Origin of the sequence: Phytohabitans rumicis (assembly GCF_011764445.1) — a bacterium.
GTDB classification, from domain to species: Bacteria; Actinomycetota; Actinomycetes; order Mycobacteriales; family Micromonosporaceae; genus Phytohabitans; species Phytohabitans rumicis.
Genome location: NZ_BLPG01000001.1, coordinates 5,985,310 through 6,007,267 on the forward strand (window position 1 = coordinate 5,985,310; position 21,958 = coordinate 6,007,267).

The window sequence follows — 21,958 nt, forward strand, 5'->3', positions numbered from 1 at the left end:
CCGCGTGAACATCACTGGTACCCGCGAATCTCCTTGAAGACGCCGGTCAGGGAACCGCTGCGCGCGTCGAACGTCCGGCCGCCGGACAGCGTCGCGATCTGGGTCATCTCGCCCACGTGGCTCTCGCCGAAGAGCACCGTGAAGACCGGGATCGCCTTGATCTTCGCAGGCAGCTTGGCGTGCCAGGAGCGGAAACCCGCCAGGGTACGGCCGACCGTCCGCTCACCGTCGGTCAGCAACACCACCGACGTGAAGCGGCCCGGGTCGGCGGCGTCCAGTTGGCGGGCCAGATCCAGGCCGCGGACGAGCGCCTCGTAGATGGCGGTGTCGCCGCTCGCGGCCAGCCCGCGGACGTACCCGCGGATCTGGCCCGTCACCGCCTGCCTGCCGGTCTCCGGCAGGTCGAAGCGGCGTGGCGCCTTCGGCGTCGTGCTGAACGGCAGCATGATCACCTGCTCCCGTCCGTTGAAGCGGGTCAGCGAACCGGACAGTGACGTGTCCGCACCGGACAGTCCAAGTAGGGCGGTCTGCAAGCCCTTGATGCGGGCGCCCTTCATCGAGCCGGACACGTCGAGCAGGTAGATGGTGCGGGCCGGCTTGCGCAGCGTGTCGCCGAATCCGGTCACGAGCGCCGTCGCCGCCTCGTACCGCGACGGGAACGGCAGCTCGACCAAACCGCCATCCGCCGGGCCGAACGCCTTCGCGAGCGTGATTCCGGGTACGGCCGGCCGGCGGAACGTCGACTCCATGAGCTTTCGCTGGGTGGACGGCCGGCGCAGGAAGTCGGCGACCGCAGCGTAGTTGGTGCGCGCCTGTTCGGAGGCGCCGGCCAGCAGCGTCAGCGGGTAGTCGGCGGTCACGACGCCGTCCGCCGGATAGACCACGGTCAGCGGCTCCGGCAGGCGCTTGCCCGCGTTGACCGACAGCAGGACGGACTCGTAGTTGATGAGGCCGTCCACCGGGGCGTCGCCGGCCTGCCGCTTGACGTACGCGTCGGCGAGCCAGCCGGACGAGCCCGCCGTCAGCGACTGCCCGGCGAAGAAGGACTGGAGCCGTGGGGTCAGCGCGGTGATCTCGTTGGTGGTCAGCGCCCGGCCGGTGCCGGCCAGCGCGGCGGCGACGCTGACCAGCGCGGAGTAGCCGGAGTTGGAGGCGGCGGGATTCGTCATGCCGTACGTGAACCGGCCCTCGCCGGCGGCCGTCGCGATCTCGCTCCACGTAGGACGGTGCTTGTCCCAGCCGAGCTGCTTGGCGACCGAGGCGCGCAGCCCGAGTACGACGGGGGAGTTCGCCACCTTGGTGCTCACGTCGATCCGCCCGGCGGCGTCCGGGTGCAGCTCCAGGTAGCGGTTGCTGGAGAACCAGATCGCGTCCTGGTCGCGCCCGGCGGTGCCGGCGGCCACCCGCTCGATGCCGTCCAGCGTGCCGATCTCGGTGAGCTTGACGGTGACGCCGGTGGCGGCCTTCGCCTCCTCCAGGATCGGCTGGAGGTCGGTCAGCTCGCTGCCGGCCAGCACCCGCAGCGTGCCTGAACCCCGCTTGAACGGGCCTTCGGAGGCGTTCGGCTCGGGCTTGCCGGTGCAGCCGGCCGCCAGCGCCAGCACCACCGCGAGAGCAAGAGTCTTCTTCATGATCGCAATCGTTGATTGAGGGTGGTGAGGAGGGACTCGACGACCCCCGGGTCGGGGGAATCGACGAGGTCGGTCAGGTGGGTGGGCAGCGCCGCGCCGCCGGCCGGCACCCGCGCCAGCACCGGTGCGAAGACCGACTCGTCGGCTGTGCGGAAGCCGTGCTCGGCGGCGAGCCGGACGAGCTCCGGGTCGGTGGTCAGCAGCCGGCCGACCTCGCCGCCGCGGCCGTCGAAGGCGACCACCGTGTGCGTGCTGCTCGTGGTGGGGGAGAGGTAGACCAGGGTGGCGCCCAGCGGCAGCGTGCCGGACAGCGCCGCATCGACGTACTGGGCCTCGTAGGCGAGCACCAGCGGGGCGTAGTTGAGGCCCTGTGCGAGGTACTTCTCGAAGGGATCCTCTGTGGACCTCTCCAGGCCGCCCTGGTCGGCGAAGAGCTTGACCACCTGTTCGACCGCGCCCGCACCACCGCCCAGGCGCATGAGGGCGAGCCATGCGTAGACGGCGGCGGAGTTGGAGTCGCCCGGATGCGTGGTGGTCAGCAGGATGTCCCGGCGGGCCGGGTAGGCCACGTTGCCCGGCAGTTGGTCCCAGCGCTTGTCCTGGTGCGCCAGTTCGAGGAGCTTGGTCAGGTCGAGCACCCAGTGGCCCTCCGGCGCCCGCCGCGCCACCCCCTGCGCGGCCAGCAGGTCGGCGACCGGGGTGAACGTCGCGACCGCCAGCGGCGATCGGAACGGCGCGTAGGAACCGGTGGCCGGGCGCGCCTGCCGTACCCGATCGGCCGCCTGCTCGCTGCCGGGGAACGCGAAGTCGTACCGTCCCAACGGGACGGTCGTGGCCATCTCCCGCGAACCGCGCGGGTCGGTCTCCACCCGGAGCCCGTGCCGGGCGAACGCCTCCTGGACCCGGCGGTCGGCGAAGAACGGCGCCTTCTCCGAACCGACCACGCCGCGGACCGGGTCCAGATGGTCGGCGCCGAGGTACCAGCCGAGCCCGGCGCCGATCGCGGCCAGGACGACGGCGGTTACCAGGATGGTCCAGGGGCGGCGTCTCACGGCCCGATGGTGGGTGCGGTCCAGGTCGCTTACAGTGCACGGAAGGTGAATAGTGGGTGAACGGATATTTCGACAAGAGCTGTTGTGCTGGTCGTGCCGTTGCCGAAATAGTTGCCCGATGGAGATCCCAAACCGGAACGGGCTCACGATCAATAGGCGTCAAATACTGACCGGCGCCGCCGCGGTGGCGGGCGCGTCGACGCTGGCGATTGGGGGACCGGCGCGGGCGGCCGACACGGCGGCGCCGTTCCTCCTCGGGGTGGCCAGCGGTGATCCGCTTCCCGACGCGGTGGTCCTCTGGACCCGACTGATGGGCAACACCCGCCCGGTGCAGGTGGGCTGGCAGGTGGCGCGGGATGAGCGGTTCCGGCGGGTGGTGCGTTCCGGCACCGCCTGGGCGCGGCCCGAACTGGCGCATTCCGTACACGTGGACGCGCGCGGGCTCGAGCCCGGACACGAATACTTCTACCGGTTCCGGGCGCACGGACACGTCAGCCCGGTGGGGCGTACCCGGACGGCCCCGCACCGTTTCGCCCGGCCGCACCGGCTCCGCTTCGGCGTCGCGAGCTGTCAGGACATGCAAAATGGCTATTGGCCCGCGTACTGGGGGCTCGCCGATGAAGATTTCGACGTCGTCTTCCACCTCGGCGACTACATCTACGAGTACGACCCGGACAGTCGATTTCCGGACCGGTCACACACCACGCCGGCGACGCTTGGCCTGGACCAACTGCGCACATTGGACGATTACCGCAATCGGCACGCGCAGTACAAGAGCGATCCGGCCCTGCGCGCCGCGCACGCCGCCGGCGCCTGGGTGGTCACGTGGGACGACCACGAGACCGAAAACAACTACGCCGGCTTCGTCGACGAGCTCGACTCCGGAGCGGCGCACCAGACGGCCGAGGAGTTCGCCCGGCAGCGGGCGGCCGCCTACCAGGCGTACTACGAGCACATGCCGATCCGCGCCCACCTGCGCCCCGGCAGCGACGGGATGCGGATCTACCGCCGCTTCGACTTCGGCCTACTGGCCCGGGTGAACGTCCTCGACACCCGGCAGTACCGGACCGACCAGCCCGGCCCGGTCGACCTCGGCCCCGAACCGTTCGGGCGGAACAACACCACCGGCACCCTCACCGGCGACGCCCAGGAGCAGTGGCTGGCGCACGGCCTGACCCACTCGCCCGCCCGCTGGAACGTGATCGCCCAGCAGGTGATGATGAGCAGGACCCGATTCCCCAATCCCGGTGGACCCGTGCCGCCCACGATCGTCAACCTGGACCAGTGGGACGGCTACATGCCGCAACGCGACCGGCTGCTCGGGCTGCTGCACGAGGCGCAGGTGGCCAACCCGGTGGTCCTCGCCGGCGACATCCACTCCACCTGGATCAGCGACCTCAAGCTCAACTTCGACGACCCGGCCTCGCCGGTGGTCGCGGCCGAATTCGTGGGTACGTCGATCAGCTCCGACTTCCCGCTCGCGTTCGACGCGCCGATCAAGCAGGCCAACCCGCTGCTGAACCCGCACGTGCGCTACTTCGACGGGCTCAAGCGGGGATACCTGCGGTGCGACGTCGAGCGCGGCTCCTGGCGTACCGACGTCCGCGTGGTCGACACCATCGACGTACGCGAGGCGCCGGTGCGCACGGCGGCCTCGTTCGCGGTCGAAGCCGGCCGCCCGGGGGTGGTCGCGGCCTGACCTTGCGGCAGGATGTACCCATGGCTGGGCGGATCCGGGACGAGGATATTGCGCTCGTGCGGGAGCGCACGGCGATCGCTGACGTGATCTCCGAGCACGTCACGCTCAAGTCGGCGGGCGGTGGCAACCTCAAGGGCCTGTGCCCGTTCCACGACGAGAAGACGGCGTCGTTCACGGTCGCTCCGGCCCGAAATGTGTACTTTTGTCATGGGTGTGGGCAGGGTGGGGACGCCATCAAGTTCCTCATGGACATCGACCACCTCTCGTTCGTGGAGTCGGTCGAGCGGCTGGCCGCCCGCGCCGGCATCCAGCTGCGGTACGCCGAAGCTGGCCCCGCCCCGGTGCGCCAGAATCAAGGCCAGCGGCAGCGCCTCGTGGCTGCCCACGCCGCCGCCCTCGAGTTCTACGCCGACCAGCTTCGTACCGCGCCGGCCCACAAGGCGCGCGAGTTTCTCGCCGAGCGCGGCTTCGACCGAGCGACGGCTCAGCAGTATGCCTGCGGCTTCGCCCCGGACGCGTGGGACCACCTGGCCAAGCATCTGCGGCAGAAGGGGTTCACCCCGCAGGAGATGATCACCGCAGGACTGGCCCGGGAGGCGCGGTCCGGCTCGCTGATCGACCGCTTCCGGCGCCGGCTGCTGTGGCCCATCAAGGACCTGACCGGTGATGTGATCGGATTCGGCGCGCGCAAGCTCTTCGACGACGATGACGGGCCGAAGTACCTCAACACCCCCGAGACCCCTCTGTACAAGAAATCCCATGTGCTCTATGGGGTCGACCAGGCCAAGCGGGAGATCGCCAAGCAGGGTCGGGTGGTCATCGTCGAGGGCTACACCGACGTGATGGCCTGCCACCTCGCGGACGTGCCGACCGCGGTGGCGACGTGCGGCACGTCGTTCGGCACCGACCACATCGGAGTGCTGCGCCGGCTGCTGATGGACACGGACGGCTTCGCCGGCGAGATCATCTTCACCTTCGACGGGGACGCGGCCGGCCAGAAGGCCGCGCTGCGGGCGTTCGAGGAGGACCAGAAGTTCGTCGGCCGCACGTTCATCGCGATCTCACCGGACAACATGGACCCCTGCGAACTGCGGCTCGCCAAGGGGGACATGGCGGTCCGGGACCTGGTCGCGCGGCGCGAGCCACTCGTCGACTTCGCGCTGCGCCAGGTGCTTTCGCGGCACGACCTGGACACCGTCGAGGGCCGGGTGGACGCGATGCGCCGGGCCGCGCCGCTGGTCGCGAAGATCAAAGACCGGGAAAAGCGCCCCGAGTACGTCCGGAAGCTCGCCGGCGACCTCGGCATGGAGATCGAGCCGGTGCAGCGGGCGGTGGCGGCGGCGCTCGGTAGGACCGAGGCCGCGAATGGCCCCGCCGCGGTTCAGGCGTCTGTGGACAGTCCACAGTCGATGGTCGAGCGGGAGTGCCTGAAGCTGGCGTTGCAGATGCCGGCCCTGGCGGGCCCGATGTTCGACGCGCTGGGCCCGGAGGTCTACCGGCACCCCGTACACGCGGTGGTCCGGGAGGCCATCGCCGCGGCGGGCGGCGCGGCGTCCGCGGCGGCCGGGGCCGTCTGGATCGAGGGGGTACGCGACGCCTGCGCCGACCTGGCCGCGAAGGCGCTCGCCGGGGAGCTGGCCGTCGAGCCCCTTCAGCTCGAGATGGAGCCGGACATGCGGTATCTGTCGATGCAGCTCGCCCAGTTGCAACTTCCCGGCGTGATGCAGCGAATCGGCGAGATCAAGTCGAAGGTTCAACGCATCAATCCCGTGTCGAACGCCGATGATCACTTGCGTCTCTTTAGCGAGCTGCTGCCCTTGGAGCAGAAGGCGCGGGCGCTGCGCGAGCAGGCGGTGGGTGGCCTATGAAGCTGTTTCGGCGCAAGGCGAAGCTGCCGGCCGACCGGCGTCCCGCTCTGGAGGCGGACGAGCGGATCCTCTCCTGGGCGGAGTCGTCCGACGGCGACGTGGTCGCGACCAACCTCGGGCTGTGGCTGCCCGGCCGGGCGCGGCTGGGCTGGCACGAGATCCACAAGGCGGTCTGGTCGGGGCGGGAGCTGACCGTCACGCCGGCCGGCGTGGTGCGGGAGCGCCCCGAGTACGCCGTGGTCGCCGACGAGCCGCTCCTGACGTACCTCCTGCTGGAGCCCGGCGACGTGCCGCACCAGGTGCGCGCGAGGGTGACCCGTTCGGTGGCGTACACCGAACACCACCCGCTGCCCGACGGCGGCGGAGTGCGGGTGGTGGCGCGGCGGGTGAGCGGCGTGGACGGCCTGACCTGGACGGCCCGGTACGACGCGGGCGCCGCGCCGGCGGAGGAGACGGTCGACGAGTTGGTCGCGGCCGCCAGGGCGACCGCGGGTGTTGTCAGCCCGTGAAGACGTGGTCGCTGATCAGGCGGGCCGCTCCGACGAGCCCGGCCTGATCGCCCATCTCGGACAGCGCGATCGGCATGTCGCCGGTGGCTAGCGGCAGCGACTTGCGGTAGACGACGGCGCGGATCTCGGCGAGCAGCGCGTGCCCCATGCCGGCGACGCCGCCGCCGATGACGACCAGGCCGGGGTTGAAGAAGCTCACCAGGCCGGCGAGGACCTGACCGACGCGGCGCGCGCCGTCGCGGACCAGTCCCATCGCGTACGGGTCGCCGTCCGTCGCCGCCGTGGACACGTCGACCGGGGTGACCGCGCCGGCCTCGCGCAGCCGGTCGGCGAGGTGCGGCGACCGCCCGGAGCGGGCCGCGACGAGGGCGTCCCGGGTCAGCGCGGCCCCGCCGAAGAACGCCTCCAGGCAGCCGGTGTTGCCGCAGACGCAGATCGGGCCGTGCGGGTCGACGGAGGTGTGGCCGATGTCGCCGGCGCTGCCGGTGGCGCCGCGGTAGACCTGGCCGCCGGCGACGATGCCGCAGCCGATGCCCGCGCCGATCTTGACGAACAGGAAGTCGTCGAAGGTGCGCGCGATGCCGGCGTGCATCTCGCCGAGCGCCATGATGTTGACGTCGTTGTCGACGAGCACCGGGCAGCCCAGTTCGGTGGCGAGCGTCTCGCGCAGCGGAAAGCGGTGCCAGCCGGGCATGAACGGCGGCGAGACGGGCACCCCCTCGCGAAAGCTCACCGGGCCGGGCACGCCCACGCCGGCCCCGGTGAAGCGGGTGGTGCCGGTGTCGGCGCGCAGCTTGTTGACCAGTTCGAGGGCCTGGCTGATCACGGCGGCCGGCCCGCGCCGCAGGTCGGTGTGCTCGGTGACCCGGGCCAGCACGCGCATCTCGCCGTCGGTGACGGCGAGGTCGAGCGTGGTGGCGCCGATGTCGATGCCGAGGAAGCGGGTGGCCTCGGCGATCTGGACCAGCGACGAACGCCGGCCGCCTCGGGAGGCGGCCGGTCCGACGGTGTCGACGAGTCCTCGTTCGATGAGGCGGTCGATGTCGACCGAGAGCTTGGATCGGGACAGTCCCACCGCGTCGACCAGTTCGGCGCGCGAGCGAGGCCCGCCGTCGCGCAGGAGGCGAAGCACCGCCGCCTGGTGCCGATTGTCGGGCCACACTCCAACCATTCGGCCAAGATAGCGCAAAGTTTGCTCGTGTTGGAGACAACTTTCTCCCGGACATGCAAAAGTCGAGAAACCCGGTTGGGGTTGTCGTACCCCGGCGCTACGGTTCGCGGGTGGCACTCATCCAGGCACGGGGGCTGGTGAAGAGGTTCGGCGACTTCACTGCGGTCGACGGCATCGACGTCGACGTGCAGCAGGGGGAGGCGTTCGGCTTCCTGGGCCCCAACGGCGCGGGCAAGAGTTCGACCATGCGGATGATCGGCTGCGTGTCCCCGCCCACCGGCGGCACCCTCCGCATCCTGGGGAAGGACCCGCTGCGCGACGGGCCGGCGATCCGCGCTCGCCTCGGCGTGTGCCCCCAGCTCGACAACCTCGACCCCGAGCTGACCGTCAAGGAAAACCTGACGACGTACGCGCGATATTTCGGCATCCCGCGCCGGGTGGCCCGGGAGCGGGCCGCCGAGCTGCTCGAGTTCGTGCAGCTGACCGAGCGTGCCAACAGCAAGGTCGAGCCGCTGTCCGGCGGCATGAAGCGGCGGCTCACGATCGCCCGCGCGCTGGTCAACGAGCCCGAGATCGTGCTGCTCGACGAGCCCACCACCGGGCTCGACCCGCAGGCCCGCCACCTGGTGTGGGAGCGGCTGTTCCGGCTCAAACAGCAGGGCGTGACGCTGGTGCTGACCACGCACTACATGGACGAGGCGGAGCAGCTGTGCGACCGCCTCGTGGTGATGGACGGCGGCCGGATCGTGGCGGAGGGCTCCCCGCGTGCGCTGATCGAGCAGCACTCCACCCGCGAGGTGGTCGAGCTGCGCTTCGCCGCCGAGTCGCAGGAGGAGTTCGCGGGCAAGCTGACCGGCCTCGGTGAGCGCGTCGAGGTGCTGCCCGACCGCATCCTGCTCTACGTCTCCGACGGCGACGCGGCCGTGGCCGAGGTGCACGGCCGCGCGCTGACCCCGGCCAGCGTGCTGGTGCGGCGCAGCTCGCTCGAGGACGTCTTCCTGCACCTGACCGGCCGGACCCTGGTGGACTGACGATGACCGCCGTCTTCGAGTACCACCTGGTCACCTACCGGCGGGTGTGGCGCGGCAGCGCGCTGTCGACGTTCATCCTGCCGCTGCTGACCATGCTCGGCTTCGGCGTGGGCGTCGGGGCGTACGTCGACAACGGCGTGGGCGGCGTGCCCTACCTCGACTGGATCGTGCCCGGACTGATCGCCTCGACGGTGATGCAGGTGGCCATCTTCGAGTCCACCTGGCCGGTGCTGAGCGGCTTCAACTGGGTCCGGACGTTCGAGGGGCAGGCGGCCACGCCGGTGCGCCTCGACGACATCCTCGGCGGCAACCTGCTGTACGTGCTCTTCCGGGCGCTGACCGGCGCGGTGGCGTTCCTGATCGTCGCGCTGGCCTTCGGCGCGCTGCACTCGCCGTGGGCGCTGGCCGTGCTGCCGATCTCGCTCCTGCTCGCGCTCGCCGTGGCGGCGCCGACGTTCGCGTACAGCTCGTCGGTCCGCAGCGACAGCTACCTGGCGCTGCTCTTCCGGTTCGCGGTGATCCCGATGTCGCTGTTCGCGGGGGTGTTCTTCCCGGTCGAGTCGCTGCCGGTGGGGCTGCGCTGGCTGGCGTACGCGTCGCCGCTGTGGCACGGCGTCGACCTGTCCCGGGCGGCCACGCTCGGCGTCGCACCGGACTGGTCGGCCGCCGGGCACGTGCTCTACCTGGCCCTCTGGGCGGGTGCCGGCTACGCGCTGGCCCGCGTCCGGTTCCGCAAGCGGTTGGTGGTCTAGACATGGTGGCTCTCGTCCTGCCCCGGCTGATCAGCTTCGAGGGCGCGGGTCGGCGGTCGGCGTCGGTGGCCGAGCGCAACGTCGCCGCGCTCAAGTCGGCGTACTGGATCGTGCTGATCTCGGGCTTCTTCGAGCCGCTGCTCTACCTGCTGTCGATCGGCGTCGGCGTGGGCGACCTGGTCGGCGACCTCACCCTGCCCGGCGGCCGGGTCGTGGAGTATGCCGCGTTCGTCGCCCCGGCCATGCTCGCCTCGGCCGCCATGTCCGGCGCCTTGTCGGAAACGACCTTCAACTTCTTCGGGAAGATGAAGTACATGAAGCTCTACGACGGGATCCTCGCGACGCCCGTCAAGCCCTTCGAGATCGCGCTGGGCGAGCTGATGTGGGCGATGGTGCGCGGCTCGCTCTACTCCGCGGCCTTCCTGGTCGTCATGGTGGCGCTGGACCTGACCACCGGGCCGCGGGCGCTGGCCGCGTTCCCCGCCGCCGTGCTGGTCGGCTTCGCGTTCGGTGGGATCGGCATGGCGCTGTCCACCTTCATGCGCGGCTGGCAAGACTTCGACCTGGTCGGCTCCGTCCAGTTCGCGCTCTTCCTCTTCTCCGGCACGTTCGTGCCCGCCGAGTCGTACCCGGCGGCGCTGCGGTGGGTGGTCGAGGTGACCCCGCTCTACCGCGCGGTCGACCTGATCCGCGGCATCAGCACCGGCGCGTTCGGCGCGGTGCAGTGGCTCGACATCGCGTACCTGCTCGTGGTCATGGGCCTCGGGCTGGCCGTCGCGGCTCGCCGGATGACAAAGCTCTTGTGCAAGTGAGACCAGCTTTCGTCGGCACAGTCAAAAGTTTGTAGCTTCAGGGCCTTTCTTTCGGCGAGATCTCGGTCTAGCGTCTGCTTTCAGGCGTAACACGCTCGACACATCCAGCGCTTCGGCGGCGCTGGACCGTTTGTTCACCTCACTTCTCCCTCTGTCTCGTCGACGGCGGCTCCCCGGCCGCTGCTGAAAGGTGGGAACAAATGTCGCTCAACCGTCGCAAGGTGCTCGCTGCCTCTGCCGGCGCGGCCGCCGCACTTGCCGCCGCCGGCCTCCCGGTCCTACAGACCGCGACCCCCGCGATCAGCCACGGCAAGCTCCGCGCCGAGCCGCTCATCCCGCACAAGAACCGCGGGATCATCCTGTACGCCGTGCGCGACCGGATCGGCGCGGCGCCCGACGAGTCCGGCATCCCGTACGGCTTCGAGCGGGTGCTCGCCCGGCTGGCCGAGATCGGCTACAAGGAGATCGAGTTCGCCGGGTACAACCAGCACACGTCGATCCTGGGCCGGCAGATCACGGCCAAGGAGATCCGCAAGATCCTGGACGACAACGGGCTGGTGGCCAACGGCACCCACACCCAGATCCGGGCGGACACCTTCACCCAGCAGCTCGACATCGCCGAGGAGCTGGGCATGAAGCACATCGGCACGGGCAGCGACCCGACCGGCAGCGCGTACAAGGCGGACTGGGACGTGGCCGCCGACCTGTGGAACGAGCTCGGCCGGCAGGCGCGCAAGCGGGGCATGAAGCTCTACACGCACAACCACGACGCCGCGTACGGGTTCCTACTGGACACCGGGCCGCTGGACGACCTGGGCCGGCCCACCCGCTCGTCCGGCACCCGCAAGCTGGAGTACTTCTTCACCAAGGCCGACGCGCGGTACGTCTTCTTCGAGATGGACATCTACTGGGCGTACGTCGCGCGGTTCAAGCACAAGACGTACACCGACAAGTGGGGCCAGACGCGCACCGACCTCTTCGACCCGATCCTGACCGTGGCGCCGCGGACCGACCGGTTCCCGCTCTTCCACGCCAAGGACGGCGACCGGGCGCCCGAGCAGGCGAACGGCCACGTGATGGTGCCGCTGGGCGAAGGCGACATCAACTTCCAGCAGTTCTTCGAGGAGATCGGGGAGCAGAACTACCACCACGCCAACTGGGAGCAGGACACCGCCCCCGGTGGCGCGGCCAACCCCGGCCAGTCGTTGAACTTCGCCGCCATCAGCTACCAGAACATGAGCGACCTCGTCATCTACCGCCACTAGCGGTCGTTCGCGCCCCCGTGGCCCCGCCGCCCGCGCGGCGCCGCGCCGATCAAGGACCTGCCCGTCGATCAAGGGCGAATGGTCGTGCTTTGATCTCCGATCCACGACCGTTTGCCCTTGATCGACGCAGTTGTCCTTGATCGGCGGGGCGGCGGATGGGCCGCGCAGGGTGGTCCGCAAGGCCACTTCTGCTCAGTTAGAAAAAAGTTGTGCATCGGATCGCGTAAAGGTCTGGACATCGGGAGCGGAAGGCTCCTAGTGTGTCGGACACGACACGCCGACGTTGCGTCGATGTGAACCGCTTCTGAGGGAGGGTTCAGTGCGTACGGCCGAACCTCTGCATCTGCGGCTTCTCCGCCTTTTGCGCGATCACGGCACGGTTTCCCGCGCCGAGCTGGCGGACCGCCTGGAGATCCCGCGGCCCCGCCTGCTGGCCGAGCTGGAGCGACTGGTCGGGCTCGGCTACGTGGCCGAGGCCGGCATGGCCGCCTCGCGGGGCGGCCGCCGCTCGACGCTGGTCGAGCTCAACCCCAACCTCCGGTTCGCGGCCGTCGACCTGGGCGCCAGCTCGGTCGACGTCGAGGTGACCAACGGGCGGCTGGAGCCGGTCGCCGCGTACGCCGAGGCGGCCGACATCCGCTCCGGCCCCAAGGTGATCCTGCACCGGGTCAACGAGCTGCTCGCCAAGGCCAAAGTGGACGGTGCGTACGAGAAGCTGGACGCGGTCGGCATCGGGGTGCCGGGGCCGGTGAGCTTCCGCGACGGCGTGCCCGTCTCGCCGCCCATCATGCCCGGCTGGGACCGCTTTCCGGTGCGCGAGCTGCTCACCCGCGAGCACGGTTGCCCGGCGGTCGTCGACAACGACGTCAACATCATGGCGGTGGGGGAGCGGCACGGGGGCGTCGCGCACTCGGTCGACGACTTCCTCTTCGTCAAGATCGGTACGGGCATCGGCTGCGGGATCTACCTGACCGGCGACGTCTACCGGGGCACCGACGGGTGCGCCGGGGACATCGGCCACATCCAGGTCGACTCGCACGGCCCGATGTGCTCGTGCGGCAACGTAGGCTGCCTGGAGGCGCTCTTCAGCGGCGCAGCCCTGGCCAAGGACGCCACGCTCGCGGCGCGCAACGGCACGTCGCCAGCGCTGGCCGACCGCCTCGCGGCGAACGGGGTCGTCACGGCCCGCGACGTCGCCGAGGCGGCCAGCGAGGGGGACGTCACCTGCATCCGTCTCATCCGGGACGGGGGAGGCGGGTGGGTGGCGTGCTGGCCGGCCTGGTCAGCTTCGCCAATCCCTCGATGATCGTGATCGGCGGCGGGCTGGCCCACCTCGGCCACATCCTCCTCGCCGAGATCCGCAGCGTGGTCTACCGGCGCTCGCTCCCGCTGGCCACCGGCAATCTCCCGGTGGTGCTCTCCGAACTGGGCCCGCGTGCCGGCGTCACCGGCGCCGCTGTGCTGGCCAGCGACGTGGCGTTCGAGCAGGCGTCATGACCGAGATGGGGGAGGTCGTCCTCGAGCTGACGGACGTCGTCAAGACGTTCCCGGGTGTCCGGGCGCTAGACGGCGTGCAGCTCGAGGTACGTGCCGGCGAGGTGCACTGCCTGCTTGGGCAGAACGGCGCGGGCAAGTCCACCCTCATCAAGGTGCTTTCCGGGGCGCACCGCCCGGACGAGGGCCGCATCCAGTGGCTCGGCGAGGACTTCGCGCCGGCCAACCCGCAGGCCGCGATGAAGGCCGGCATCGCCACCATCTACCAGGAGCTGGACCTCGTCGACGACCTGTCGGTCGCGGAGAACGCCTTCCTCGGCCACGAGCCGCGCCGGTTCGGCTTCATCCGGCGTGGCCACATGGCCCGGCGTACCCGGGAGATCCTCGGCGGGCTCGGGCACGGCGAGATCCCGCCGCGCCGCCTGGTGCGCTCGCTGCCGGCGGCGGGCAAGCAGGTCGTCAGCATGGCGCGGGCGCTCTCGCACGACGCCCGCCTCATCATCATGGACGAGCCGAGCGCCGTCCTCGCCCACGACGAGGTCGGCAACCTCTTCCGGATCATCCGGGAGCTGACCGGCAAGGGCATCGCGGTCATCTACATCTCCCACCGGCTGGAGGAGATCCGCGAGATCGGCGACCGGGTCACCGTGCTCAAGGACGGCCGGACCACCGCGGCGAACCTGCCGGCGCGTACCACGCCGACCCGCGACCTGGTCAGCCGCATGACCGGGCGGACCATCGAGTACGTCTTCCCCGAGCCGAGCACGAAGGACCGGGGCGAGCAGCTCCTGCGTGTCGAGGGACTGACGCGTGCCAACGAGTTCGCCGACGTGTCACTCACCGTCCACAGTGGTGAGATCGTGGGCATCGCCGGCTTGGTCGGCTCGGGCCGGTCCGAGCTGCTGGAGACCATCTTCGGGGCGCGCCAGGCGGAATCCGGCACGGTGCGGATGGGTGGCCGGGCGCTGCGTCCGGGCAGCGTGCGCGCCGCCGTACGGGCCGGGCTCGGCATGGCGCCGGAAGAGCGCAAGAGCCAGGCGCTGCTGCTGGGCGAGCCGATCTACCGCAACATCACCCTGGCCACCTTCACCGGGTACGCCCGCGGCGGGTTCACCAACGCCGGCCGGGAGGTGGCCGAGGCGAACCGGATCGCGGACACGCTCGACCTGCGCCCCCGGGACGTACGGCGGCCGGTGCGCACGCTCTCCGGCGGCAACCAGCAGAAGGTCGTGGTCGGGCGGTGGCTGCTCGGCGGCACCAAGCTGCTGCTGCTGGACGAGCCCACCCGCGGCGTCGACGTCGGCGCCCGGGCGGAGCTCTACCAGGTGATCCACGACCTGGCCGCGCGCGGGGTCGGTGTGCTGCTGGTCTCCAGCGAGGTGCCCGAGGTGCTGGGCCTCGCCGACCGGGTCCTGGTCATGCGGGAGGGGCGGGTCGTCCGCGAGGCGCCGGCCGGAGAACTCGACGAAGACACCGTGCTCGACCTCGTGATGGCGGGTTCGTTGCAGGCTGAGGAGGTAACCCTATGACGGCCCAAGCGGCGCCCGCACCCGTGAAGGAACCGGAGAAGCCGGCGGAGAAGCGGAGCTGGTGGCGCGACGACGCGACCGAGCCCCTGCGGCGGAATCTGGGTCTCGTCGCGGTGCTGATCGCGTTGATCATCATCGGGATCATCACCAGGCCGGACCTCTACAGCGACGGCACCTGGGTGCGCAACAACATCTTCACGATCCTGGAGCTGGCGTCCGTCATCGGCGTGGTCACGGTCGGCATGACCTTTGTGATCATCGGTGGCGGCATCGACCTCTCGGTCGGCGCGATCATCGCGCTCGCCGGCGTGTGGAGCACCACGCTCGCCACCCAGGACTACGGTGCCGGCGGCATGATCTTCTGCGCGCTCGCGGTCGGCATCGGGGTAGGCGTCGTCAACGGCATCCTCATCTCGTACGGCCGGCTGGTCGCCTTCATCGCGACGCTCGCCATGCTCGTGGCGGCCCGCGGCCTGGCGGCACAGATCTCCGGCAAGCAGACCCAGGTCTCCGGCAACACGTTCATCAACGACATCGCGGCGAACGACTTCCTCGGTGTGCCGCTGCTGGTCTACATCCTCGCCGCGGTCGTCGCGGGCGGCTGGGTGCTGCTCAACCGCACCACGTTCGGTCGGCGCACGGTCGCGGTCGGCGGCAACGTCGAGGCGGCCCGGCTGGCCGGCATCAACGTCAAGCGGCACACCCTGCTGCTCTACGCGCTGTCCGGCCTGTGCTGCGGCATCGCCGCCATCATGCTCACCTCGCAGGCGAACTCCGCCCAGGCGGCCATGGCCAACCTCTACGAACTCGACGCGATCGCCGCGGCGATCATCGGTGGCACGCTGCTCAGTGGCGGCCGCGGCACGATCATCGGCTCGCTCCTGGGCGTGATCGTGTTCTCCACCATCACCAACCTGTTCGCCATCAACAACCTCTCCACCGAGGTCCAGAACATGGTCAAGGGCGGCATCATCGTCGCCGCCGTCCTGGTACAGCAGGTGCAGTTCAAGTCGCTGAGCCTGTTCATCTCCCGCAACAAGCTCACCACGAGCAACTAGCGCTCCATACACACATTGGTGACCGTCCATACGGGACGGCCGCCGGATCCCTTGCACCCCCCAATGACCGGAGGTCGTCATGAAGAATGCGTCCGACCTGTCCCGCCGCCGGCTGCTGCTCGGCGGGGCTGCCCTCGGCGCGGGAGCCCTGCTCACCGCCTGCACCAGCAACGAGGAGGACGAGCCGACCGGCGCCCAGACCGTCGCGGCGGGCGGCAACGCCAACGCGGCGCCGGGCACGAAGGTCACCATCGGCTTCTCCGCGCCGGCCGCCGACCACGGCTGGATCGCGGCGATCACCAACAACGCCAAGGCGCAGGCCGCCTCGTACTCCGACGTGGAGTTCAAGACGGTCGAGGCCGGCGCCGACGCCGCCGCCCAGCGCGCCGCGCTGCAGACCCTCATCGCCGAGAAGCCCAATGTGATCGTGCTGCTGCCGCACGACGGCAAGGAGCTGAACTCGTTCGGCCTGTCGGCGATGCAGGCCGGCATCCCGGTGGTCAACCTGGACCGGGCGTTCCCCGACGCCAAGGCGTACCGCCTGCAGATCAAGGGGGACAATTACGGCATGGGGGTGTCCGCGGCGAACTACGTCATCGCCCAGATGAAGGCCAAGGGTGTCAGTGCTCCGGTGATCGGTGAAATCGCCGGGATGGACGAGTTGGAGCTGACCCAGGAGCGGTCGAAGGGCTTCTCCGACACCCTCGCCCAAGCTGGCTTCCGGGTGGCCAACCGGCGTGCCGCCCGGTTCACCGCGGACACCGGCCAGCAGGAGGCCGCCAGCCTGTTGCAGGCGCTGCCGAAGATGGACGCGCTGTGGAACCACGACGATGACCAGGGCATCGGCGTGCTCGCCGCGATCACCCAGGCCAACCGGAAAGAGTTCTTCATGGTCGGCGGCGCCGGCTCGAAGGCCGCGATCGAGGCCATCCAGGCCGACAGCGGCGTGCTGAAGGCTACGGTCACGTACAGCCCCTCGATGGCCTCGTCGGCGATCTCGCTGGCCCGGCTGATCGGCCAGAACAAGGGCATGTCCGATCTGGTCGAGCTGCAGGTCCCCAAGGAGATCACCCTCGCCTCGGAGACCATCACCAAGGAGAACGCGAGCAACTACCTCAAGCTCGGGTTCTGACGTACGGGGGGAGACCCACCTTGTCCACTGTGGAAAATGAGCTGCGGGTCGGCATGATCGGCTACGCGTTCATGGGGGCCGCGCACTCGCAGGCGTGGCGCACCGTGAACCGCGTGTACGATCTGCCGGCACGCGCCCGCATGTCCGTCATCTGCGGTCGGGACGAAGCGAAGGTGGCCGAGGCCGCCACCCGGCTCGGCTGGGACGCGTACACGACCGACTGGCGCACGCTGATCGACCGGGACGACATCGACGTCATCGACGTCTGTACGCCGGGCGACAGCCACGCCGAGATCGCGATCGCGGCACTGGCGGCGGGCAAGCACGTCCTGTGCGAGAAGCCACTCGCCAACACGGTCGACGAAGCGCGTGCCATGGTCGCCGCGGCGACCAAGGCCCAGGCGGCCGGCGTGCGGTCCATGTGCGGGTTCAACTACCGCCGGGTGCCCGCCGTTGCCCTGATGCGCCACCTGGTCGACAGTGGACGCCTCGGCGTGCTCCGGCACGTCCGGGCGGCGTACCTGCAGGACTGGATAGTGGATCCGCAGTTTCCGCTGGTCTGGCGGCTACAGAAGGACAAGGCGGGCTCCGGTGCGCTCGGCGACATCGGCGCGCACATCATCGACCTGACCCAGTGGGTCACCGGGCAGCGCATCACCGGCGTCAGCGGGCTGACCGAGACGTTCATCAAGCAACGCCCGCTGCCGTCGGCGGCCTCCGGGTTGGCCGCCTCGGCGGACGGCACCGCTACCGGACCGGTCACAGTGGACGACGCCGCGCTCTTCCTGGCCCGGCTCGACGGCGGGGCGGTGGCCACGTACGAGGCCACCCGCTTCGCCACCGGGCGCAAGAACGGCGTACGGGTCGAGCTCAACGGCTCGCTCGGCTCGGTGGCGTTCGACTTCGAGCGGATGAACGAACTGGAGTTCTACGACGCCACGGCGCCGGGATCGGAGCAGGGCTTCACCCGGATCCTGGTCACCGAGGCGGACCACCCGTACCTGTCGGCGTGGTGGCCCCCCGGCCACATCATCGGGTACGAGCACACGTTCACCCACGAGATGCGTGACTTCCTGGAGGCGGTCGGCACCGGCGCGGACCCCACGCCGTCGTTCGTCGACGCGCTCCAGGTGCAGCTCGTCATGGACGCCGTGACCCGCTCGGCGGAGCGCGACTCGGCCTGGACCGAGGTGGCTCCGGTGCTCGCCGAGGTCGCCGTCTAACCCAACCCCCGGTGGGCGCGGTGGCGCGCGCCCACTTCTCACTCCTCGGGCCCGCCCGCGAGGGTCCGGACGCGGTTGCGCCCCGCGTCCGGAATGGACGGTCCCGGGGCGGCCGTCCGGTGCGGTCTCGAACAAGTCTTCAGGCCGCGCCGGACGACCAGCACCAGCACCAGCACCAGCACCAGCACCAGCACCAGCACCAGCACAGGCGCGCTCGCACGACCTTGGCGGGCATGGCACCGCGCCAGGGGTAGGGACCCACGCTCCAGACCCCGGAGGACCTTCATGGCTCGATCCGCTAGACGCTGGCTCGCGCTCATCGCCGCATCAGCGTTGTCCATCCCGCTGGCCGCCACCGTGCCGGCAAGCGCCGCACCCGCCCCCTCGCCCGCTACCGATGAGTCCCTGGCGGCTCAGGAGAACGGGCCGGCGGCCCTGCACTCCGACGCCCGCAAGCCGCACTCGTACAAGGTGCTCGTGTTCACCAAGACCGCCGGCGCCCGCCGTCCGTCCATCCAGGACGGCGTGAACACCATCAAGGACCTCGGCAAGGCCAACGGCTTCACCGTGACCGTGACGCAGGACGCCGGCGCGTTCACCGCCGCCAACCTCGCCCGCTACCGCGCGGTGGTCTTCCTCAACACCACCGGCGACGTGCTCAACGCCGCCCAGGAGGGCGCGTTCGAGGCGTACTTCCGGGCCGGCGGCGGCTACGTCGGCGTACACGCGGCCGCCGAGACGGAGGCCGACTGGACCTTCTACCGCAACGTGGTCGGCACCGGCGTGGCCTCGGCGTCCCCGGTGGCCCAGTCCGCCGTGAAGGTCGCCGACCGGGCGCACCCGTCCACCGAGACGGTGCCGCGGGAGGTGACGCTGACCGAGGAGTGGTACAACTACGCCACCAACGTCCGGGGCACCTCGCACGTGCTCGCCACCGTGGAGGAGTCCGGCTATACCGGCGGCACCATGGGCTTCGACCACCCGGTGGCCTGGTGCAAGGACTACCAGGGCGGCCGCTCGTGGTACACCGGGCTCGGCCACTCCATCGAGTCGTACCGCAGCGGGAACTTCAAGAAGCACCTGCTGGGCGGCATCCAGTGGTCGGCCGGCGTGGTCGAGGGCGACTGCGGCGCCACCGTGCTCGCCAACTACGAGAAGGTGACCCTCAACGACGAGCCGGGCGAGCCGATGTCGCTGTCCGTCCTGCCCGACGGCCGGGTGCTGCACAACACCCGCGGCGGCGAGATCCGGATGTACGACCCGGCGACCGGCGCCAGCCCGGTCATCACCACGGTCCCGGTCTACACCCACGACGAGGACGGCCTGCAGACCCTGGCGATCGACCCGAACTTCGCCACCAACAAGTGGGTGTACGTCTACTACTCGCCGAAGCTCACCACCCCGGTCGACGACCCGGCCACGCCCGGCGTCAACGAGGGCGACGCGCCGGCGACCAGCACCGACCCCACCGTGTGGGACAAGTTCAAGGGCTACAACCAGCTTTCCCGGTTCAAGTTCGTGGAGACGCCCACCCCGCACCTGGATCTGGCCAGCGAGCAGCAGATCATCCGGGTCGACGTGGACCGCGGCATCTGCTGCCACGTCGCCGGCAAGGTGAAGTTCGACGGCAAGGGCAACACCTACCTGATCACCGGTGACGACACCAACGCCGGCGGCTCGGACGGGTTCGTGCCGATCAACGAGTCGCCCACCCAGGGCCCCGGCTACGACGCGCAGCGCTCCGCGGCCAACACCAACGACCTGCGCGGCAAGGTGCTCCGGATCAAGGTGAAGGCGAACGGGACGTACACCGTCCCGGACGGCAACCTCTTCCCGGAGTGGAAGGACCGCGACAACAAGACCCGTCCGGAGATCTTCCTGATGGGCCTGCGGAACCCGTTCCGCTTCGACGTGGACGCCAAGGGCATGCTCTACATCGGCGACTACTCGCCGGACTCCCGGGTGCCCAACGCCGCCCGCGGGCCGGAGGGCACCGGCCGGTGGTTCGCCACCAACAAGGCCGGCAACTACGGCTGGCCGTACTGCTACTCGCCGTCCCTGCCGTACATCGACTTCGACTTCGTCACCCGGACGTCCGGCCAGCCGTTCAACTGCGGCGCACCGGTCAACAACTCGCCGCGCAACACCGGCCTGACGACGCTGCCGGCGGTGCAGCAGCCGCAGTTCTGGTACACGTACAACGCCCTCACCCCGTGCCCCGGGGCGTACCTGTCGACCCCGCCGACCACGTGCGACTTCAAGTGGCCGGTGATCGGCACGGGCGGCGTCGGCCCGCACGGCGGCCCCATCTACAAGTACGACAAGGACCTGGCCTCCGAGACGAAGCTGCCGGAGTACTACAACAACGCGGTGTTCTTCGGTGAGTTCACCCGGGACAAGATGTTCGTGATGCGCACGGACGGCAAGGGCAACCTCGTCGGCGTCGAGCAGTTCCTGCCCGGGTTCGTCTTCGACAACCTGATGGAGATGGAGATCGGGCCGGAAGGCAACATCTACTTCCTGGAGTACGGCGACGGCTTCTTCCGGGCCAACCCGGACGCCCAGCTCGCGGTCATCCGGTACGTCAAGGGGACCCGGGCGCCGGTGGCGAAGCTGGCGGCGACCCCGACGTCCGGCCAGGCGCCGCTGACGGTGCAGTTCTCCAGCGCCGGCACGTTCGACCCGGACCCGGGCGAGTCCATCTCGTACGCCTGGGACTTCACCAGCGACGGCACCGTCGACTCCGCCGACCCGAACCCGTCGCACACGTACACGGCCAACGGGGTCTTCACCGCCAAGCTGACGGTGACCGACTCGACCGGCAAGACGGCGGTGCTGACCCGGGAGATCGTGGTGGGCAACACCGCGCCGACCGTGGCGGTCTCGTCGCCGCTGTCCGGCACGTTCTTCGAGTGGGGCGACCAGATCCCGTTCACGGTGACGGTGACCGACCCGGAGGACGGCGCCATCGACTGCAGCCGGGTGACCGTGACGTTCGTGCTCGGCCACGACACCCACGGCCACGGCGACACCTCCACCACCGGGTGCACCGGCGTGCTGCCGTCGCCGGCCGACGGCGCCGACCACGCCGGCGGCTACCTGTACGGCGGGATCAGCGCGTCGTACACCGACCTGGGCGGCAACGGGCAGCCGGTGCTGACCACGGTCGGCCAGGCCACCATCCAGGTCCGCCGGCAGCAGGCCGAGTTCGCCCAGGTGAGGCAGGGCGTCACGGTGGCCAACACCGGCGACACCGGCGGCGGGCAGCACGTGACCGGCGTGGACACCGGGGAGTACGTCGCGTTCGACCCGGTCAACCTCGGCGGGATCGGCGCGGTCACGCTCCGGTACGCCAGCGGCGCGACCGCCACCGCGGGCACCCCGCGGGCCACGGTCGAGCTGCGGTCCGGCTCGCCGACCGGCCCGGTGGTGGCCACGGCGACGCTCAACGCCACCAGCGGCACGAACTCCTGGGCCAGCCAGAGCATCCCGGTCAGCTACCCGGCCGGCACGCAGCAGCTCTACCTGGTGTTCACCGCGGTGTCGGGCGGCCCGACCACCAACCTGGTCAACCTGAACTGGGTTGAGTTCGGCGCGGCCGCGCCGTAACGCACAGACGTGGCGGGTAGGGGCGGACGCCGACCGGCCCTACCCGCCACAGCCCCGTCCGCCTCGCCGGTCGAGCCCGGGACGGCGTCGTTGCCGCCGAACTTCGGCGCTGTCGCGGTGGTG

16 protein-coding genes and 1 pseudogene are annotated in these 21,958 nt (G+C 70.3%); 13 read left to right on the plus strand and 4 right to left on the minus strand.

The features are described from left to right. Positions 1-11: 11 nt before the first annotated feature. Together Prum_RS27290 and Prum_RS27295 are read right to left on the minus strand one after the other, a co-directional pair. Positions 12-1,631, minus strand: a complete 1,620-nt coding sequence (locus tag Prum_RS27290; RefSeq protein ID WP_173079077.1) for a substrate-binding domain-containing protein — start codon at positions 1,629-1,631, stop codon at positions 12-14. Then, on the minus strand, positions 1,628-2,683 hold the full coding sequence (locus Prum_RS27295) for a hypothetical protein (RefSeq protein WP_173079078.1): 1,056 nt from the start codon (positions 2,681-2,683) through the stop codon (positions 1,628-1,630). Before Prum_RS27295 ends, Prum_RS27290 begins: the two co-directional genes overlap by 4 nt. Positions 2,684-2,801: 118 nt before the next feature. Between Prum_RS27295 and Prum_RS27300 the strand changes: the two genes are divergently transcribed. Genes Prum_RS27300 through Prum_RS27310 form a run of 3 tightly spaced genes read left to right on the plus strand, consistent with a single transcriptional unit; the run spans position 2,802 to position 6,759 of the window. Continuing rightward, positions 2,802-4,382, plus strand: coding sequence for an alkaline phosphatase D family protein (locus Prum_RS27300; RefSeq protein ID WP_173079079.1), 1,581 nt, complete (start codon positions 2,802-2,804; stop codon positions 4,380-4,382). Between the two features lie 20 nt (positions 4,383-4,402). Further along, positions 4,403-6,250 carry a DNA primase gene (gene dnaG, locus Prum_RS27305; RefSeq protein ID WP_173079080.1) on the plus strand — a complete coding sequence of 616 codons (1,848 nt, stop codon included), beginning with the start codon at positions 4,403-4,405 and terminating at the stop codon, positions 6,248-6,250. Then, positions 6,247-6,759, plus strand: coding sequence for a hypothetical protein (locus Prum_RS27310; protein ID WP_173079081.1), 513 nt, complete (start codon positions 6,247-6,249; stop codon positions 6,757-6,759). The genes dnaG and Prum_RS27310 overlap by 4 nt, the downstream gene beginning before the upstream one ends. Here Prum_RS27310 and Prum_RS27315 read toward each other — a convergent pair. Continuing rightward, on the minus strand, positions 6,749-7,930 hold the full coding sequence (locus tag Prum_RS27315) for an ROK family transcriptional regulator (protein ID WP_173079082.1): 1,182 nt from the start codon (positions 7,928-7,930) through the stop codon (positions 6,749-6,751). The genes Prum_RS27310 and Prum_RS27315 overlap by 11 nt on opposite strands. 110 nt (positions 7,931-8,040) lie before the next feature. Between Prum_RS27315 and Prum_RS27320 the strand changes: the two genes are divergently transcribed. From Prum_RS27320 to Prum_RS27360, 9 genes and pseudogenes are all read left to right on the plus strand, one after another. Next, positions 8,041-8,961: an ABC transporter ATP-binding protein gene (locus Prum_RS27320; RefSeq protein WP_173079083.1), complete on the plus strand. Its 921-nt coding sequence runs from the start codon at positions 8,041-8,043 to the stop codon at positions 8,959-8,961. 2 nt (positions 8,962-8,963) lie between these two features. Continuing rightward, a complete protein-coding gene (locus Prum_RS27325; protein ID WP_173079084.1) occupies positions 8,964-9,713 on the plus strand; it encodes an ABC transporter permease in 750 nt (249 codons plus the stop codon). Positions 9,714-9,715: 2 nt separating this feature from the next. After that, entirely contained in the window at positions 9,716-10,525 is an 810-nt protein-coding gene (locus tag Prum_RS27330; RefSeq protein WP_173079085.1) for an ABC transporter permease, read from the plus strand. A 200-nt stretch (positions 10,526-10,725) separates the two neighbouring features. Then, positions 10,726-11,790, plus strand: a complete 1,065-nt coding sequence (locus Prum_RS27335; protein ID WP_173079086.1) for a sugar phosphate isomerase/epimerase family protein — start codon at positions 10,726-10,728, stop codon at positions 11,788-11,790. 319 nt (positions 11,791-12,109) lie between these two features. Then, positions 12,110-13,287, plus strand: a pseudogene (locus Prum_RS27340) (ROK family protein). Continuing rightward, on the plus strand, positions 13,284-14,813 hold the full coding sequence (locus Prum_RS27345) for a sugar ABC transporter ATP-binding protein (RefSeq protein ID WP_173079087.1): 1,530 nt from the start codon (positions 13,284-13,286) through the stop codon (positions 14,811-14,813). The pseudogene Prum_RS27340 and the gene Prum_RS27345 overlap by 4 nt, the downstream one beginning before the upstream one ends. Next, entirely contained in the window at positions 14,810-15,871 is a 1,062-nt protein-coding gene (locus Prum_RS27350; RefSeq protein ID WP_173079088.1) for an ABC transporter permease, read from the plus strand. Before Prum_RS27345 ends, Prum_RS27350 begins: the two co-directional genes overlap by 4 nt. 79 nt (positions 15,872-15,950) lie before the next feature. Then, positions 15,951-17,003: a substrate-binding domain-containing protein gene (locus Prum_RS27355; RefSeq protein WP_173079089.1), complete on the plus strand. Its 1,053-nt coding sequence runs from the start codon at positions 15,951-15,953 to the stop codon at positions 17,001-17,003. 53 nt (positions 17,004-17,056) lie between these two features. Next, positions 17,057-18,226, plus strand: coding sequence for a Gfo/Idh/MocA family protein (locus Prum_RS27360; RefSeq protein ID WP_173084224.1), 1,170 nt, complete (start codon positions 17,057-17,059; stop codon positions 18,224-18,226). 38 nt (positions 18,227-18,264) lie between these two features. On the opposite strand, the gene Prum_RS27365 is transcribed toward Prum_RS27360, so the two are convergent. Further along, complete coding sequence (locus Prum_RS27365; protein ID WP_173079090.1) at positions 18,265-18,432, minus strand: hypothetical protein; 168 nt, start codon at positions 18,430-18,432, stop codon at positions 18,265-18,267. 79 nt (positions 18,433-18,511) lie between these two features. On the opposite strand from Prum_RS27365, the gene Prum_RS27370 reads away from it, so the two are divergent. Further along, on the plus strand, positions 18,512-21,835 hold the full coding sequence (locus Prum_RS27370; RefSeq protein ID WP_173079091.1) for a ThuA domain-containing protein: 3,324 nt from the start codon (positions 18,512-18,514) through the stop codon (positions 21,833-21,835). Positions 21,836-21,958: the final 123 nt, after the last annotated feature.